Genomic DNA, 2,352 nt, shown 5'->3' with positions numbered 1-2,352 from the left:
AGCTTGCATCACCCTGCCACCTCCCACTGCGGGAACGGATCGTCCAGCTGCTCCCACAGCGCCTTGCCCTGAAGCATTTCCGCTTCCGTCAGCAAGCAGGCGTCCAGTGCCTTGCGGGTTTCCTCCGGCTGCAGGTTATGGCCGATAAACACCAGTTCCTGGCGCATGTCGCCAAAAGGTTCTTGCCATTTCTCCATGATCAGCGCGCGGTATTCTTCATCGCTGGGCCAGTGTTGCTCCGGCACGGTTTTCCAGAACATGCCGGCCGGGCCATGGTGAACAATGTCACCNGCCTGGCTCCAGCTACCTGCAAAGTGGGGGCGGCTGGCCAGCCAAAAAAAGCCTTTGGAGCGCAACAAGGTTCCCAGCGGCCAAGGCTGCTGCAAAAAGTTCCAGAATCGTTGTGGGTGGAACGGACGCCGGGCTTCATAGGTGAAACTGCTAATGCCGTATTCCTCGGTTTCAGGCAAATGCTCGCCCCGCATTTCCTTTAACCACCCCGGCGCCTGCTGGGCCTTTTCAAAGTCAAACCGCCCTGTATTGAGCACCGCTTCCAGCGGCACCATGCCGTGGCGAATGGGCAAAATCCGGGCATCCGGGTTCAACAGCCGCAAAGTTGCCTGCAACACCTCCAGTTCCTTTTCTGTGACCAAATCCGTCTTGCTGATCAACAGCACATCGCAGAATTCCACTTGCTCCACCAGCAGATCCACCACATTACGAAGATCTTCATCACCAAGGTTTTCCTGCTCCTGCTGAAGCGTGCGGGTACTTCGATAGTCCCGCAGGAAATTAACCGCATCGACCACCGTAACCATAGTGTCCAAACGGGCAACGGAGGACAGCCCTTCCCCGTTTTCATCTTCAAACGTAAAGGTCTCTGCCACGGGCAAGGGTTCAGAAATCCCGGTGGACTCAATCACCAGATAGTCGAAAGAACCTTCCCGAGCCAGGCGATTCACTTCCACCAACAGGTCCTCGCGCAATGTGCAGCAGATGCAGCCATTGCTCATTTCCACCAGTTTCTCTTCCGACCGGTTCAGCGAAACGTTCTGATTGACCAGTGCCGCATCAATGTTGATTTCACTCATGTCGTTGACGATAACGGCAACGCGCAGGCCGCTTCGGTTGTTGAGAATATGGTTGAGGACAGTGGTCTTCCCGGCGCCGAGAAACCCTGACAGCACGGTAACGGGAAGCTGGCGAATGGGGCTGGCTTGCTGACTTGTCATGTTTCTATCCTGTTCGTTGATGAGCATAGTGGCGTTCATTCTGTTCAAGGCGAGCCTTCACCTCGGCACAGTATTCCGTGGTAGGACGGGCCAGCAGCCGCGGCAGACCAATGGGCTCACCGCTGATTTTGCAGTAACCGTAATCCCCGCTTTCCAGCCGCCTCAGGGCAGCACGAATTTTCCCCAGCAAAGCTTGTTCGCGGGCCATAAAGCGTAGCTGATGGCGGCAGCTCTCCTCCTCGACAGCGGCGTCCAATGGGTCTGCCTGGGTCGGTGTATGCAAATTATTTCTGGCGCTGCCGATGTGTTGTTCGCAATCGTGAGCCAGGACAACAAGACGGTTGCGGAAAAACGCCCGCTGGCTGGTGTTCATATATTGCGACGGCGTCATCGCCAACAGCGTTTTCTCACTGATGATACGAGGCATGATGCCCTCCTTGTTTTGTTATGTTATAACATTACATTAATCATCAACAACCCTTGCGGAGTAGTACCCATGCACTTTCCCCTGCCCGGCTCCTATACCGAGTGGCGACACTGCATCACCGAAATATGCGGGATTCCTCTTGGTGAGGCCTTTATCCGCGAAAGGCTGAGCGCTCTGGACAACGACAATGACCACATGACCCGCAAGTTCATCGAGCTTTACGGCCGCAAACACTGGGAACAAACAAAGGAGTGGTTTAACCGGGCACTGAACGAGCAAGGAGTAAAGAATGATCCGAAGAAACCCTAATGGTGACCTGCCGGCCATTCATTCGAACGCCTTTATCGACCCTACCGCCATCATCTGCGGCAAAGTCATCGTTGACCGCCATGTCTTTATCGGCCCCTATGCCGTGATTCGAGCCGACGAGACAGATGATCATGGCAATCTTCACCCCATCCATATTGGCGAAGGCACCAACATTCAGGATGGTGTGGTTATGCACTCCAAGGACGGAGGGCCTATCTCCATAGGAAAACACACCTCTATTGCCCATCGCGCCATTGTGCACGGCCCCTGCCAGGTCGGAGACAGGGTTTTCGTGGGATTCAACAGCGTACTGTTCAACTGCACCATCGGCGATGGCTGCGCCATTCGCCACAATGCGGTTATCGACGGCATGACGCTCCCCGC

General features: G+C 55.2%; 4 protein-coding genes. 2 read left to right on the top strand and 2 right to left on the bottom strand.

Going from position 1 to position 2,352, the window contains the following annotated elements:
* Positions 1-8: 8 nt before the first annotated feature.
* Together zigA and A3730_RS24095 are read right to left on the bottom strand one after the other, a co-directional pair.
* Positions 9-1,232, bottom strand: a complete 1,224-nt coding sequence (gene zigA / locus A3730_RS24100; protein ID WP_063521121.1) for a zinc metallochaperone GTPase ZigA — start codon at positions 1,230-1,232, stop codon at positions 9-11.
* 4 nt (positions 1,233-1,236) lie between these two features.
* Positions 1,237-1,659, bottom strand: a complete 423-nt coding sequence (locus A3730_RS24095) for a TraR/DksA C4-type zinc finger protein (RefSeq protein ID WP_063521122.1) — start codon at positions 1,657-1,659, stop codon at positions 1,237-1,239.
* A 69-nt stretch (positions 1,660-1,728) separates the two neighbouring features.
* Here A3730_RS24095 and A3730_RS24090 point away from each other — a divergent pair, with 69 nt between their 5' ends.
* Positions 1,729-1,968 (top strand): hypothetical protein, encoded by a 240-nt coding sequence (locus tag A3730_RS24090; RefSeq protein ID WP_063521123.1) that lies wholly within the window; start codon positions 1,729-1,731, stop codon positions 1,966-1,968.
* Positions 1,949-2,352, top strand: a 404-nt coding sequence (locus A3730_RS24085) for a carbonate dehydratase (protein ID WP_063539137.1), incomplete at its 3' end; no start/stop codon positions are given. The genes A3730_RS24090 and A3730_RS24085, both read left to right, overlap by 20 nt.

The sequence above is a fragment of the Alcanivorax sp. HI0044 genome (assembly GCF_001634945.1).
Note: the sequence above shows the minus strand (reverse complement) of the source record. Positions and strands in the feature narration are given on the sequence as shown.

What these genes read in the sequence shown, in the direction of transcription:
- A3730_RS24095 (WP_063521122.1), bottom strand. Translation starts at nt 1,659, where the DNA reads ATGCCTCGTATCATCAGTGAGAAAACGCTGTTGGCGATGACGCCGTCG.
- A3730_RS24090 (WP_063521123.1), top strand. Translation starts at nt 1,729, where the DNA reads ATGCACTTTCCCCTGCCCGGCTCCTATACCGAGTGGCGACACTGCATC.